The 13,779-nt window shown below is 40.3% G+C and carries 10 protein-coding genes; 9 read left to right on the top strand and 1 reads right to left on the bottom strand.

The window, feature by feature from the left end:
• The first annotated feature begins 61 nt into the window (after positions 1-61).
• From BLP54_RS00915 to BLP54_RS00940, 6 genes are all read left to right on the top strand, one after another.
• Positions 62-1,807, top strand: a complete 1,746-nt coding sequence (locus tag BLP54_RS00915) for an ammonium transporter (protein ID WP_090165858.1) — start codon at positions 62-64, stop codon at positions 1,805-1,807.
• Positions 1,808-1,942: 135 nt separating this feature from the next.
• On the top strand, positions 1,943-3,190 hold the full coding sequence (locus BLP54_RS00920) for a glutamine synthetase family protein (RefSeq protein WP_090165860.1): 1,248 nt from the start codon (positions 1,943-1,945) through the stop codon (positions 3,188-3,190).
• A gap of 13 nt (positions 3,191-3,203) precedes the next feature.
• Positions 3,204-3,767: an ANTAR domain-containing response regulator gene (locus tag BLP54_RS00925; RefSeq protein ID WP_090165862.1), complete on the top strand. Its 564-nt coding sequence runs from the start codon at positions 3,204-3,206 to the stop codon at positions 3,765-3,767.
• A 146-nt stretch (positions 3,768-3,913) separates the two neighbouring features.
• Positions 3,914-4,537 carry a hypothetical protein gene (locus tag BLP54_RS00930; RefSeq protein WP_090165864.1) on the top strand — a complete coding sequence of 208 codons (624 nt, stop codon included), beginning with the start codon at positions 3,914-3,916 and terminating at the stop codon, positions 4,535-4,537.
• 66 nt (positions 4,538-4,603) lie between these two features.
• Positions 4,604-8,863 (top strand): S8 family serine peptidase, encoded by a 4,260-nt coding sequence (locus tag BLP54_RS00935; protein WP_090165867.1) that lies wholly within the window; start codon positions 4,604-4,606, stop codon positions 8,861-8,863.
• Entirely contained in the window at positions 8,853-9,656 is an 804-nt protein-coding gene (locus tag BLP54_RS00940) for a cohesin domain-containing protein (protein ID WP_090162838.1), read from the top strand. Before BLP54_RS00935 ends, BLP54_RS00940 begins: the two co-directional genes overlap by 11 nt.
• Before the next feature lie 41 nt (positions 9,657-9,697).
• On the opposite strand, the gene BLP54_RS00945 is transcribed toward BLP54_RS00940, so the two are convergent.
• Positions 9,698-10,081, bottom strand: a complete 384-nt coding sequence (locus BLP54_RS00945; protein WP_090165869.1) for a thioesterase family protein — start codon at positions 10,079-10,081, stop codon at positions 9,698-9,700.
• 104 nt (positions 10,082-10,185) lie between these two features.
• On the opposite strand from BLP54_RS00945, the gene BLP54_RS00950 reads away from it, so the two are divergent.
• The 3 genes from BLP54_RS00950 to BLP54_RS00960 all read left to right on the top strand — a co-directional run bounded on the left by BLP54_RS00950 (position 10,186) and on the right by BLP54_RS00960 (position 13,756).
• Positions 10,186-10,554, top strand: a complete 369-nt coding sequence (locus tag BLP54_RS00950; RefSeq protein ID WP_090165870.1) for a hypothetical protein — start codon at positions 10,186-10,188, stop codon at positions 10,552-10,554.
• Positions 10,555-10,672: 118 nt separating this feature from the next.
• Complete coding sequence (argS, locus tag BLP54_RS00955) at positions 10,673-12,433, top strand: arginine--tRNA ligase (protein WP_090165872.1); 1,761 nt, start codon at positions 10,673-10,675, stop codon at positions 12,431-12,433.
• Positions 12,434-13,756, top strand: coding sequence for an RsmB/NOP family class I SAM-dependent RNA methyltransferase (locus tag BLP54_RS00960; protein WP_090165874.1), 1,323 nt, complete (start codon positions 12,434-12,436; stop codon positions 13,754-13,756).
• The last annotated feature ends 23 nt before the right edge of the window (positions 13,757-13,779 follow it).

Here is a 13,779-nt window from a genome sequence, read left to right on the forward strand (position 1 = left end):
CACAGTTTGGAGATACCAGACTGTGCCCCATTTTAAATATATGATTTAGGAGGAAAGTATTATGGAAGAGTATACTAGCATTTTATTTGGTGTGTGGTTCCTGATAGGTGCCGCATTGGTGTTCTGGATGCAGGCAGGTTTTGCGATGGTAGAGGCAGGCTTCACCAGAGCTAAGAACACAGGTAACATTATTATGAAGAACCTTATGGACTTCTGTATTGGTACTGTAATGTTTATTTTCTTAGGTTTTGGTCTTATGTTTGGAGAGGATACACTCTTTGGCCTTGTAGGAAAACCAACTCTTGGAATTTTTACTGATTATGCAAGCTTTGACTGGAGCAATTTTGTATTTAACCTTGTGTTCTGTGCTACAACAGCAACAATTGTTTCAGGCGCTATGGCTGAGCGTACAAAGTTTGTTAGCTATTGTGTTTATTCAGGTGTTATTTCACTTGTAATTTACCCAATCGAAGCACATTGGATTTGGGGCGGCGGCTGGTTATCACAGCTTGGCTTCCATGACTTTGCTGGTTCTGCAGCAATCCACATGGTTGGTGGTATCTGTGCACTTATCGGAGCAAAGATTCTTGGACCTCGTATTGGTAAGTTCTCAAGAGACAGCAAGGGACGTATTACAAAGGTAAATGCTTTCCCGGGACATAATATTGCACTTGGCGCACTTGGCGTATTTATTCTTTGGCTTGGATGGTATGGATTTAACGGTGCTGCAGCTACATCCCTTGAGCAGTTAGCATCAATCTTTGTTACAATAACAATTGCTCCTGCAGTTGCAACAGTAACAACAATGGTATTTACATGGCTTAAGTTTGGCAAGCCAGATGTTTCAATGTCACTTAACGCTTCACTTGCAGGTCTTGTAGCTATCACAGCTCCTTGCGATGTTACAGATGCATTTGGTGCTATGGTAATTGGTATTGTTTCAGGTTTCCTTGTAGTATTTGGCGTATGGCTTCTCGATTATAAGCTTCGTGTTGATGATCCAGTAGGAGCAGTAGCCGTTCATATGATGAATGGTATTTGGGGTACAATTGCAGTTGGTCTTTTTGCAACAACTTCAGCTCCAGCAAGTGAGCTCACAGGTCTTTTCTATGGGGGCGGTTTCAAATTACTTGGTATACAGTTACTTGGTGTTCTTACAGTAGGCGCATGGGCAGCAGTAACAATTACAATTACATTCTCAGTAATTAAAGCAGTTATTGGTCTTCGTGCTTCAGCAGAAGAGGAGATTGTTGGTCTTGATAGAACAGAGCATGGTCTTCCAAGTGCATATTCAGGCTTTAACATGCTTGATGATGACTTTGATTCTGATGAATATGATGAGGAGACAGCAAGTCTTATTACAGAGACACTTGAGGCAGCAGGTCTTGCATCTCCTGAGGAGGCTATTGAGGTTGAGTACGCACCTTCACAGATTACAGCAGCAGGTCGCCCACGTATGACAAAGGTAGAAATCCTTTGCAAGGAGCGTAACCTTGAGAAGCTTAAGAATGCACTTCTTAAACTTGGTATTACTGGTATGACTGTTTCTCACGTAATGGGTTGTGGTGTTCAGAAGGGTGCTCCTGAGTACTACAGAGGTGTTGCTTTAGAGCCATCACTTCTTCCTAAGATTCGTGTAGACGTAGTAGTTTGCAAGGTACCTGTTAAGGATGTTATTGAGACTGCTAAGAAGGTTCTTTACACTGGTCATATAGGTGATGGAAAAATCTTCGTTTATGACGTAGAGCAGGTTGTTAAGATTCGTACTGGTGAAGAGGATTTTGCAGCTTTACAGGATGTAGAATAAATTTAAATTTAGAATAATAAAATGCTTTACAAAAGGATACGCCTGTTGTAATCTAGATGAGTACAAAGGCGTATTTTTTGAGCAATAGAAGGCTTAAAAAGTGCGCCATTTTTTATATCAAATTTAGGAGGGAATATGTCACAGTTTACAGTTGAAGATGTAATTGAGTTTGTTGAAGAAAATGATGTTAAGTTTATTCGTTTAGCATTTTGCGATTTATATGGTATTCAGAAGAATATTTCTATTATGCCAGGAGAGCTTCGTTCCGCTTTTGAAAAAGGAATTAATTTTGATTCCTTCCTTATTAATGGATATGAAAATATAGAGAACCAGGATTTATTCTTAAAGCCAGATTCTGACACTCTTCATATTTTACCTTGGCGTCCACAGTCTGGACGAGTTGTTCGTTTATATTGTGATATTGTTCTTGCTGATGGCACTCCATTTGCATACGATTATCGCCATTTCCTTAAGGAGACCTTAAAGGAGTGTGAGGCAGAAGGCTTTAATACAAGAATGGGATTGAAGTCTGAGTTCTATCTTTTTAAGACTGATGAGGAGGACAATCCTACAAATATTCCTTTTGATAATGGTAGTTATTTTGATGTTGCTCCTAATGATAAGGGAGAAAATATCAGAAGAGAAATTTGTCTTACTCTGGAGGAAATTGGTATCAAGCCACAGTCTTCTCACCATGAGAGAGGTCCAGGACAGAATGAGATAGATTTCATGCCAGATGATGTTCTTACTACAGCTGATAATTTTGTTACTTATAAAAATGTAGTTGAAAATATTGCAGCCAGAAATGGAGTGTACGCATCCTTTGATCCAATGCCACTTGAGGATAAGCCAGGAAATGGTCTTCATATAAAAATGGCAAATTATAAGAAGGGGGAGAATCTCCAAATAACAGACAAGGCCTTTTCAGAGAGCTTTATTGCAGGAATTCTCAACAGAATGAGAGATATCACGCTCTTCCTTAACTGTAGAAAAGATTCGTATAACCGTTTTGGAATTACAGAGGCGCCAAAGTATATTACCTGGTCTTCTCAGAATAATTCCAGACTTTTAAGAGTGCCTGAGATTAATGGACATAGTGAGCATTTCATTTTACGTTCACCGGATTCATGTATTAATCCATATCTTGCAAGTGCTATTGTGATTCAGGCAGGTTTGGCAGGTGTTAGAAATAAAGAGCAGCTACCACCACCTCTTGATATTAATTCAAGATTATTGACTGAGGATAGAACAGCTAATTTAGCAACTCTTCCTCTTACTATTGATGATGCTATTAAATGTGCTTCAAAAAGTGAATTTATTAATAATTCCAATTTCAAAGATATTGCAACTCATTATATTGAGACAATTAAGAGCAGAGTTTAAGGAGCATTAATAAATGGATAGGGCACTAATTGTGTGCGATAACGAAAAGGGCACTTCCTTTTATAAATCCTTCCTAAAGGAAAATGGATACATAGACATGGTTGCTGTTACAAGTGGACCAATGGCCAAGCGTGCCATACTGGACTATGACTTTGATATTTGTATCATTAATGGACCGATAGGAGGGGCAAGTGGCGAAGAGCTTTCCATAGATATCGCAGAGAAAAATATATGTCAGGTTATACTCTTTGTTAAGGCTGAGCGTTTAGAGGAAATCTCCGCTCAGGTGGAAGACTACGGTGTAATCACTGTAGGCAAGCCTATTAACAAGCAGCTATTTTGGCAGGCCTTAAAGCTTGCGAAGGTGGCACAGCGACGTATAACCATGGCTCATAAAGAGAGCGAAAAGCTTGAGAAAAAGCTTGAGGATATGAAGATTATTTCCAGAGCTAAAATACTGCTTATGGTGGAAAATAACATCTCAGAGGAGGAGGCACATAAGCTGATTGAAAGACAGGCAATGGACCGTAGAATGACTCGTGTTGAAGTTGCCAGGGAGATAGTTGGGGGAAAATAGAACCTATAAATAATTCCTAATACGAAATATAAAAAATTTCTATTATGAATTTATTTTAAACACCTTGACTTTAGCACTATAAAGTGTTATCAATTTAAATTAGTGTTGTTAATTAAACATAGTTTTATTTTTTGAGTAGGGAAAGTATGGCAAAGGTTGATTTTACTGAGGTTAATTCAGATTCATTAATTAGTAACAAAATAGTGGCTCAAGATAGCGATACGACCCTTAATAAAGAGGAATTAGGTATTACTGATGATACAGATACTGACAGTATCGTACATGTGTATATCGTATTTACGGATGGGGTATCTATCGATCAGGGGATTGGCATCATAGAAGAAACGATTTGTAATGACACAAGTCTTCAGGTTAGCCGTAGAGATGAAGGAAGTAACGCTATAGTTGCCGTTGTTTCTGGTTCAGAGGCAAAGAGCATTGAAAAGCTTGATGAGGTTAGTTTTATCAAAATTGACACTGGTGCACAGAAGACCACTGAATCGAACAATACTAATAACACAACCAATAACACTACTATAGAAGAAACTGAGACAACATCAGCGGAGTTGTCTGAAGTCATAGAAGAAGAGAATGAATTAGAAAAGACAGAAGAAATAGAAGAGGCAGAAGAAACTCTATCATCTTCCGAAGTTCAGGAGAATAATTTAGATACGAATGTAAAAACAGTTAGCCCGGTCCCAATTTTTGTTGCTGTAATTTTGGGGGTGGCTATATTGATTGGAATAATTTTGCATAAGGCAAATAGATAAAATACGTATCTGACTATTATGGTTAGGTACGTTTTTTATAAATAACATAAAGGGAGGACTCATTATATGAGAAGGAACTGGATACCTAAAAAGGTATTGTCTGTAATTCTGGCAGCCGCCATGACAATGTCGCCAGCACTTACAGCACTTGCTAGTCCAGTTGACGAGTCAGCAGAAGTAACCGTTGAATCAGAAGCAAGCAACGATACTGTTGAAGAGGCTTCTGAAGAAGCAGATGATTCTGAAGATGCTGACGCATCAGAGGAAGAGGCTGTAGAGGTTAAAGAGACAACAGATGCTGAAGCGCCACTGTTTGAGGAGGTTGATCCTCAGGAAGAAGGTCTTGTAGATCCAAAGAGTGTTCTTTCAGGTGAGGAAGTTGAAACACCTGTAGAGGCTCAGGATCCAGATGAGCAGACCAGAGTAATTATTGTTATGGAGGGCGACAGCGTCCTCGACAAGGGATTCGACACAGCAGATTTAGCAGACAACAAGGCTGCTATGAAGGCCGCTGATAAAATCGAAGCTCAGCAGGAGAATGAAGTAAAGAAAATCGAGAGAGAAGCTCTTGACGGAGAAGCTCTTGAGGTTAACTACAATTTCTCTATCTTAACAAATGCTATTTCAGCTGATGTAGCATTTAAGGACATTGAGGAGATTGAAAAGGTTGACGGAGTTGCAGCTGTATATGTAGCAGCACAGCATGACCCACAGGTAGAGGCAGAGCCTAATACAATCACTTCAGGTGACATGGTAGGCAGCTACAACACATGGACAGCTGGTTACACAGGAGCAGGAACAAGAATCGCTGTAATCGATACAGGTCTTGATATTGATCATCCATCTTTTGATGGCGGTGCATTCGATGCTCACCTTAAGGAGACAGCAGAAGCTGCAAGCAAGACTGTAGCTGATTATGATCTTCTTGATAAGGAAGAAATTGATAACGTATTACCAAATCTTAATGCGTTCAAGAGAGATGCTGATATCACAGCAGATACTCTTTACAACAACGAGAAGGTAGCATTTGCATTTAACTATGTAGATTCAAACCTTGATATTACACATGACAATGATGATGAGGGAGACCATGGTACACATGTAGCTGGTATTTCTCTTGCAAACACTTATGTACCAAGTGCAACTTCAGCAACAGGTTATGATAAGCAGGCAGCAGGCGTTGTAGGTATCGCTCCAGATGCACAGCTTATTGTAATGAAGGTTTTCGGTACAAAAGGTGGTGCATACACAGATGATTATATGGCAGCTATTGAGGATGCAATTCTCCTTAAGGCTGATGCTGTAAACCTTTCACTTGGTTCTTCAGCTGCTGGTGAGTCATCTGATGTAGAAGGTTATATCAATGATATTTTCAAGAAGCTTGAAGGAACAAGTACTGTAGTTTCTATCTCAGCTGGTAACTCAGGTCGCTGGTCAGATAGCTCTCAGTATGGAGCAAACTTAAGCAAGGATGTAAACCTTGATACAGTTGGCTCACCAGGTTCATACTTAAATGCTCTTACAGTAGCTAGTGCTGTTAACTCAGGTTTAACATCTTTCTATTTTGCTACTACAGATGATAAGCATGTATCCTTCTCAGATGGTTCTGATTCACTTGCACCACATTTCTATGAGCTTGATACAACAGCTGATCAGAGTGGTGTTGAGTATCCATTCGTATACTTTGATGGTATCGGCGAAGCTTCTGATTATGAAGGTGTAGATGTTAAGGATAAGGTAGTACTTGTATCTCGTGGTTCTATCACATTTGCTCAGAAGCACATGAACGCAGCAGCAGCTGGTGCTAAGGCTTGTGTAATTTACAATAACCAGCCAGGTACAATCAGCATGACAATGCAGGGCTCTGATGCAACTATTCCAGTATGTTCTATCACACAGGCTGATGGACAGGCTGTAGCTGCAACAGGTAAGCAGGTCGCTGAGGGCGTTTACGAAGGAACAATCAAGGTAACATCACTTCCTGAGACAGTAAGAGATGTTGCAGATGGTTACACAATGAGTGATTTCTCATCAGTTGGTGTTCCTGGTACACTTGATCTTAAGCCAGAGATTACAGCTCCTGGTGGAAATATCTTCTCAACAAGAGATAATGGTTCTTACGGACTTATGAGTGGTACTTCAATGGCTGCTCCATCAATCGCTGGCCAGAGTGCTCTTGTTCAGCAGTACATTCGCGAGAATGATCTTGCAGAGTTAAATGGTGTTTCTGTACGTACACTTGCTCAGTCACTCCTTATGAGTACAGCATCACCATTATATGAAGGAAATGACAGAGAAAACGGTCTTGAGTATTCACCTCGTGCACAGGGTGCAGGTCTTGCAAATGTTCAGGATGCAGTTACATCACCTTCATATATCCTTGTTGGAGATAAGGAAGGCAACGATGGTAAGGTAAAGGCTGTTCTTGGTGATGATCCATCAAAGACAGGTTCTTACTCATTCGACTTTGACATTTACAACATGGAGGTTGAGCCACAGTACTATGTACTTGATTCAACAGTATTAACAGAGGAGCTTTATGATAAGCAGGGTACAACATACTTCTCTGGCACATCACATAAGCTTAACCCAGCTGTAACACTTACAGCTGATGATACAAAGCTTGTATATGACCTTAACGATGATGGTAAGGTAAATGCAAAGGACCGCAAGGTTCTCCTTCAGGTAGTAAACGGAACAAATTCAGTAGCTATCGTTGAGAATAACGAAGAGTACTTCGATTTCAACAAGGATGGCGTTGTTAACACAAAGGATGTATACACCTTTGCTAAGGCAATCAAGGGTAACGCAGATGTAAATCTTGGCCTTGAAGTTGTTGAAGTTAAGGACAGCACAAAGATTTCTGTTAACATCAACCTTTCAGAGGAGGATAGACAGTATCTTGCAGGATTTGAAAACGGTATGTATGTAGATGGTTACATCTATGTAAATGGTACAGTTAACATGTCAGTTCCATTCCTTGCATTCTATGGAAGCTGGGCTGATTCTCCAATGTTCGAAGATTTTGATTTCATGCAGTACTGGCATGATAAGGAGTATGCAGCTAATGCTGTAACATACTCAGGTGTTAAGAGAACAAACTTCCTTTCAATCTTCCCACTTGGAATGAATAATGAGAACTACTACGTTCCTAACTACTTCACAGATGATGCTAAGTACATTGCTGATAGAAATGCAATCAGCTCAGAGAATGGCACATACCTTGGTTCTCAGTACTACACATTAATCAGAAATGCTAGCAGAGTTGTTCTTACAATTAAGGATAAAGAGACTGGCGAGAAGTACTTTGAGAAGGTTTCAAAGGGCGAGAATTTCGCTGAGTTCTATTATGCAAGCAAGGGTAGATGGATGGAAACTCTTGCAGCTCAGGAACTTAACTGGGCTGGTACAGATGCTGAAGGCAACCCACTTCCAGATGGAACACAGGTTGATATTACACTTCAGGCAATTCCTGCATACTATGATGATGTTGAGGATGTAACAACACTTACAGCTCCAGGCATGTACCTTACAACACCAATGACAATTGATAACACAGCTCCAGCTGTTGTAGATGCTGTTAAGGGTGAAGATGGTAAGTATGACATCACATTATACGATAATCGATATGCTGCTTCAGTTCTTGTAATTGGTAGCGATAAGGAGACAATTATCGGTAAGTATGCAGTAAATCAGGAGACACCAGATGAGGATATTACAATCTCTATCGATGCTCCAGAAGATGTATTCTATGTAGACGTTATTGACTACGCTATGAATAAGTCAGTATATCGTTTCAACAATACTGGTCATGCTGATACAAAGTACGTTACAGAACTTTCTGTTGATAAGGATGAAGTTGAGCTTCAGGTAGGCGAGAAGGCACAGGTTACAGCTACTGTTGGTCCTAAGTGGTTAGCAGAGGGCTACAATCGTGTTGTTTGGATTAGTGATGACAGCCGCGTTGCTTCTGTTTCTCAGTCAGGTGTAATCACAGCTAAGAAGGCTGGAGAGACAACACTTACAGTTTATACTGTAGCTACAGATAAGAGAGGTAAGCACCTTACAGCTGAAGTAAAGGTAAAGGTTGTTGATTCAAAGGATGAAGATGCTGAGGACACAAAGGCTTCTGAAGATGAGAAGAAGGCTGATGATGTTAAGGCAGAAGAGAAGGTAGATTCTAAGAAGTCAGAGTCAGATGATGATGAGACAAAGGAAGAAGCTTCAGAAGAGACTACAGATGATGCTACAGAAGAAGAGACAGAGGAATCAGAAGAGGATTCTGAAGTAGTAGAGGACCAGTTAGGAGGAGAGAATGATGAATAAGAATTTAAGAAGAGCAGTCGTTCTCGGTATGGCAGCAATTACATTACTTACTGGAATACCTGCTACACCAGTTTTAGCTGCAGAGAAGGCACCTGTTCATACATCAGTGCAGTCTACAGGTAAGGGCGACAGCCAGAAAGTTACTGTAAAGGTAACTTTAGATAAGACAACTGTTACAGATGGTAGAGTTGCTGTTGAATATGATCCAGCTGTTCTTGAGCTTAAGAGCGATTCAGAGGGAATCAAATTCGCTGATGCAGATGTTAACAAAGCATTTGAGGATGGAGCTTCAAAGGGAGTTGCATATGCCTTCGTTGGTGATGCTCCAAAGTCTGTTAAGGGAACTCTTATGACTGTACAGTTTACAGTTAAGAAGGGACTTCAGTCTCAGAAGACAACAATTGGAACAAAGGTTTATGGCATTAATAATGAAGAGGCAGCAGTTGTTGAAGAGACAGTTTTAGAGGATGTAGTAGAGGTTGGAAGACCGAAGCTTAAGAAGCCTTCAATCAGTGGAATAGATCAGACACTTCTTGGCGTTCTAGTAAGGTGGAATAAGGATGCTAACGCTGATGGATATGTTGTATATCGCAGCACATCAAAGAATGGTAAGTACACAAAGCTTGCTACTGTAAGTGGTGTTAACGGTTATTGGAATCTTTCAGTAGAAAATAACAAGACATACTACTACAAGGTGGTTTCATACCAGGGAAGTGGCAAAGACAGAGTATATTCAGAGGAGTCTGCACCTGTTTCAATTAAGGTAAAGAAGTTCTTCGGATTATTCGGCTAAGTAAAAAATGCGGCTGGGACATTTAAGTCCCAGCCGTTTTTTTATTTGTGTCCATTTGCTTTCTGCATAAACTTTTCATTGTTGATGATGAAGCGTTCGTGGGTTCCCATTCCAATCATTCCGTTCTCATCGGAACAAACTACCTCGAAGGTAAGCTTGCGACCATCAATATTGATAAGAGTTGCTTCACACATGACAGTCATTCCGATGGCACTTGGTGCCATGTGACTCACATCAACCTTAGTACCTACAGACCCAAGGCCTTCCTCCAACTCTGGCTGTATCATTTTCCAGCAGGTTTCCTCCATAAGAGAAATCATTGCTGGTGTTGCAAAAACCTCAAGAGCTCCACTGGTAAAAGCTTTAGCAGTGTTGTCCAGAGTGACGACTGTTTCTGCATTGCCCTTCATTCCGATTTCTAACATATTTAGATGCTCCTTCCTCTAAAAAGTTCATAGAAATATTATACTCTTTTTGTGAATAAAGTGGTAAAATTATTGCATAACTCTAGATGGAAAGGGGAATAAGCATGATTAGCGAAGAAAATATTATCGATTTATCTGATTTTGCAGAGCGTGATATTAAAGAAGAGTTTACACGGCTGAAGGACAGTATCTCTGTGCTTGAAAAGCTTATTGATGCCAAGGATCTAGAACAGCCTGAGGAGAATGGAAATATCGCGAAGCAGTTAAAGAGTACCATTCGGGAAAACATCGAGGAGATTAGTTTGCCTATAGAGCAGAAGTGCGATGTTTTGGAAGCAAAGCTTAATGGTATTCAGGAGACACTTAATCAGGTGAAACTCAGACAGGAGATAAAGGAGAGATTACTTGTTCTTAACACAATCGGTCTGGGAATTATTTTTGTGATTTATATCTTGAATTATATTGGTATATAATCCTTGATTTATTGAGAATCCCGCGATTGTGGGATTCTCTTTTTTATGTTATAATTTAGCACCGTGGATTTGACTTTTTTAAGTAAACATATAAATAGATTACATATGGAGGATAAGAATGAAAGCGATTCTTCAGCAGATTAAGGAAGAAGTTGTCGCAGGTTTTACAGCCTGTGGATACGACGAGAAATATGGAATGGTTTCTCTTTCAAACCGTCCAGATCTTTGCCAGTTTCAGTGTAATGGTGCACTTGCAGCTGCAAAGGAATATAAAAAAGCTCCTATCGCCATTGCAGGTGAGGTAGCAGAAAAGCTTGCAGGAAACAGCATGTTTTCAAAGTGTGAGGCTTGCCCTCCAGGTTTCATTAATATGAACCTTTCAGATGAATTTATTGCAGCTTTTGTTTCTAGCATGGCAGAGGATTCTGAGCGCTTTGGAGTAGACAAAGTTTCTTCACCAAAGAAGGTTATGATAGATTACGGCGGACCAAATGTTGCAAAGCCACTTCACGTTGGACACCTTCGTTCTGCAATCATTGGTGAGTCTATTAAGCGTACAGCTCGCTTTATGGGAGATGAAGTGATTGGTGATGTTCATCTTGGTGACTGGGGTCTTCAGATGGGTCTTATCATCACAGAGCTTAAACTTCGCAAGCCAGAGCTTGTTTATTTTGATGAGAATTACGATGGAGAATATCCTGTAGAGCCACCATTTACTATTACAGAGCTAGAGGAGATTTATCCATGTGCATCAGGAAAATCAAAAGAGGATCCTGCCTATAAGGAAGCAGCTATGACAGCTACTTATGAGCTTCAGCATGGAAGAAAGGGCTATCAGGCACTCCTTAAACATATTCTTAATGTTTCAGTTACAGACCTTAAGTGCAACTACGAAAAGCTTGATGTAGACTTCGACCTTTGGAAGGGCGAAAGCGATGCACAGCCTTACATTCCTGATATGGTTCAGAAGATGAAGGATGATGGCTTCGCATACATTTCAGAGGGTGCTCTTGTAGTAGATGTTAAGGAAGAAACAGATACAAAAGAGGTCCCACCATGTATGATTCTTAAATCAGACGGAGCATCTCTTTACAATACAACTGACCTTGCAACACTTGTATGGCGCATGAAGGATTACAATCCAGATTCAGTTATCTATGTTGTTGATAAGCGTCAGGAGCTTTACTTTACACAGGTATTCCGTTGTGCAAAGAAGACTGGTATTGTACCAGCAGATAAGAACCTTTACTTCGTAGGCTTCGGTACTATGAATGGTAAGGATGGAAAGCCTTTCAAAACACGTCAGGGTGGCGTTATGCGTCTTGAGTACCTTCTTCAGGAAGTAGAAGAGAAGATGCTTGAGAAGATTAAAGAGAACGGCACTATGAACGATGAAGAAGCAGAAAAGACTGCTCAGATTGTAGGTCTTTCAGCTGTTAAATATGGCGATCTTTCAAATCAGGCGTCAAAGGATTATATCTTTGATATTGATCGTTTCACTTCAGCAGAAGGAAACACAGGCCCATATATTCTTTATACAATCGTACGTTGTAAATCAATCCTCACAAAGGCAGGAGTTAGCTCATTTGACGGAGCTATTCTTCCAGCACATTCTGAGTCAGAGCGTGCTCTTCAGCTTGAGCTCACAAAGTTCATGGCAGCTCTTACATCAGCTTATGAGGAGATGGCACCACACAAGATTTGCGCTTACATCTACGATTTAGCTAATGCATTCAACAGATTTTATCATGATACAAAGATTTTGGCTGAGGAGGACGAGACAGTTAAGGCCAGCTACCTGAAGCTCTTATGGCTTACAAAGGGCGTTCTTGAAAAGGCTATTAACCTTCTCGGTTTCAATGCACCGGAGCGTATGTAAATGGACACATCTTTTTTACCAATTGATTTTGTTAATCGCATGGAGCAGGACTTAGGTCCTGACTTCCATGCGTTTTTGTGTTCTTACGAGGAAAATAAGATATCAGCACTGAGATTCAATCCTGTAAAGGCAGATGTTTCAGCTGTAGACACTATGTCTGATATGCTCACAGGAAAGGTGGAGTGGAGTAAGAACGGATATTATTATGAGGATGAGGCACGTCCAGGTCTTCATCCATATCATGCTGCAGGAGTATATTATATTCAGGATGCCTCTGCGCAGCTTCCAGTGGAGATGCTTTCACCTGAGCCAGGAGACGTATGCCTTGATTTGTGTGCAGCTCCAGGAGGAAAGTCTACTCAGATAGCAGGTTATCTAAATGGCGAGGGTATACTGATTTCTAACGAGCCAATGAAGAACAGAGCCAAGATTCTATCTGAAAATGTTGAAAGACTTGGCATAAGAAATTGCATAGTTACTTCCGAATATCCTGATAAGCTTGCAGATACATTTCCAGAGTATTTTGATAAAATAATGGTAGATGCACCATGTTCTGGTGAGGGAATGTTCAGAAAGAATCATGATGCCTGTACAGAGTGGTCTTTAGAGTCAGTGGAGATGTGTGCTGACAGACAGGCAGAAATATTGGATAGAGCATATGAGATGCTTATTCCTGGCGGAAGGATGTGCTATAGCACCTGCACCTTTGCTAAATTGGAGGATGAGGAGGCTGTAGCTGCTTTCATAAGTCGTCATCCAGATATGACTCTTATTGAGGAAAGGCGCTTGTGGCCACACGAGGTGAAGGGAGAGGGGCATTACGCAGCTCTCCTTGAAAAGGCTGATAAAGAAGGAAGAAGAGAGGAATGCTCTTTAAACCGCAGCGTTTTCAATACCAAAAAGATAAACAACAAGATATTAAATGATTATTTGATTTTTGTAAAAGAAACGTTAAATGACAGCTGGGATGATAATTTGTTATTATTGGGAGATTTACTTTATAGACTTCCAGAAAATTGCCCAGACTTTAATGGACTTCATGTGTTGCGAGGAGGACTTTTCCTTGGTACACTTAAGAAAAATAGATTTGAACCAAGCCATGCCTTGGCTTTAGCACTTACCAATGAAGAAGTTAAAAATAGCTTTAATTTATCTTCAGAAAGCCAGGAGATTCAGAATTATCTTAGAGGCCAGTCTGTAATGGCTGATGTAAAGGATGGTTGGACACTTATGACAGTGGATGGTTTTTCGGTAGGCTGGGGAAAGGCTGTAAAGGGTCAAATCAAAAATCATTATCCTAAGGGACTAAGAATACTTGGATAAATCCTTAGTAGGATAAAAGGAGA

It is taken from the genome of Pseudobutyrivibrio sp. 49 (genome assembly GCF_900100545.1).
Taxonomy (GTDB): Bacteria; Bacillota; Clostridia; order Lachnospirales; family Lachnospiraceae; genus Pseudobutyrivibrio.

What these genes read in the sequence shown, in the direction of transcription:
- BLP54_RS00915 (WP_090165858.1), top strand. Translation starts at nt 62, where the DNA reads ATGGAAGAGTATACTAGCATTTTATTTGGTGTGTGGTTCCTGATAGGT.
- BLP54_RS00920 (WP_090165860.1), top strand. Translation starts at nt 1,943, where the DNA reads ATGTCACAGTTTACAGTTGAAGATGTAATTGAGTTTGTTGAAGAAAAT.
- BLP54_RS00925 (WP_090165862.1), top strand. Translation starts at nt 3,204, where the DNA reads ATGGATAGGGCACTAATTGTGTGCGATAACGAAAAGGGCACTTCCTTT.
- BLP54_RS00930 (WP_090165864.1), top strand. Translation starts at nt 3,914, where the DNA reads ATGGCAAAGGTTGATTTTACTGAGGTTAATTCAGATTCATTAATTAGT.
- BLP54_RS00935 (WP_090165867.1), top strand. Translation starts at nt 4,604, where the DNA reads ATGAGAAGGAACTGGATACCTAAAAAGGTATTGTCTGTAATTCTGGCA.
- BLP54_RS00940 (WP_090162838.1), top strand. Translation starts at nt 8,853, where the DNA reads ATGATGAATAAGAATTTAAGAAGAGCAGTCGTTCTCGGTATGGCAGCA.
- BLP54_RS00945 (WP_090165869.1), bottom strand. Translation starts at nt 10,081, where the DNA reads ATGTTAGAAATCGGAATGAAGGGCAATGCAGAAACAGTCGTCACTCTG.
- BLP54_RS00950 (WP_090165870.1), top strand. Translation starts at nt 10,186, where the DNA reads ATGATTAGCGAAGAAAATATTATCGATTTATCTGATTTTGCAGAGCGT.
- argS (WP_090165872.1), top strand. Translation starts at nt 10,673, where the DNA reads ATGAAAGCGATTCTTCAGCAGATTAAGGAAGAAGTTGTCGCAGGTTTT.
- BLP54_RS00960 (WP_090165874.1), top strand. Translation starts at nt 12,434, where the DNA reads ATGGACACATCTTTTTTACCAATTGATTTTGTTAATCGCATGGAGCAG.